The organism is Streptococcus cristatus, assembly GCF_003943505.1.
Classification (GTDB): domain Bacteria; phylum Bacillota; class Bacilli; order Lactobacillales; family Streptococcaceae; genus Streptococcus; species Streptococcus cristatus_E.
In genome coordinates this window covers 1-708 of sequence record NZ_RJPS01000075.1, presented here as the reverse complement: position 1 = coordinate 708, position 708 = coordinate 1, and the positions used below count along the sequence as shown (strand labels likewise).

The window sequence follows — 708 nt, the reverse complement described above, 5'->3', positions numbered from 1 at the left end:
CATTAACTCTGGCTTCCTAGATGGCTTGGACAAGGCTACCGCTATTGACAAGATGGTTGCTTGGCTGGAAGCGGAAGGTGTCGGAAATGAAAAAGTCACCTATCGCCTACGCGACTGGCTCTTTAGCCGTCAGCGCTACTGGGGTGAGCCGATTCCAATCATTCATTGGGAAGACGGGACTTCAACAGCTGTTCCTGAAAATGAACTTCCACTCGTCCTGCCTGTAACCAAGGACATTCGTCCTTCTGGTACTGGTGAAAGCCCTCTAGCCAATCTGACTGACTGGCTGGCAGTGACTCGGGAAGATGGTGTCAAAGGACGCCGCGAAACCAACACCATGCCTCAATGGGCTGGGTCTAGCTGGTATTACCTGCGTTATATTGACCCGCATAACAACGAGAAATTAGCAGACGAAGACTTGCTCAAGGCATGGCTACCAGTTGATATTTACATCGGAGGTGCAGAACATGCCGTGCTCCACCTCCTCTACGCTCGCTTCTGGCATAAATTCCTTTATGACCTCGGTGTNGTTCCAACCAAAGAGCCATTCCAAAAACTCTTTAACCAAGGGATGATTCTGGGGACTAGCTACCGTGACCACCGTGGTGCTCTTGTAGCGACAGACAAGGTAGAAAAACGTGATGGTTCTTTCTTCAACATCGAAACGGGAGAAGAACTGGAGCAGGCGCCTGCTAAGATGTCTAAATC

General features: G+C 50.1%; 1 protein-coding gene. It reads left to right on the top strand.

All coding sequences use genetic code 11. From position 1 onward, the window contains the following. On the top strand, positions 1 to 708 hold a 708-nt coding region (locus D8792_RS11060; protein ID WP_142999404.1), incomplete at both ends, for a class I tRNA ligase family protein.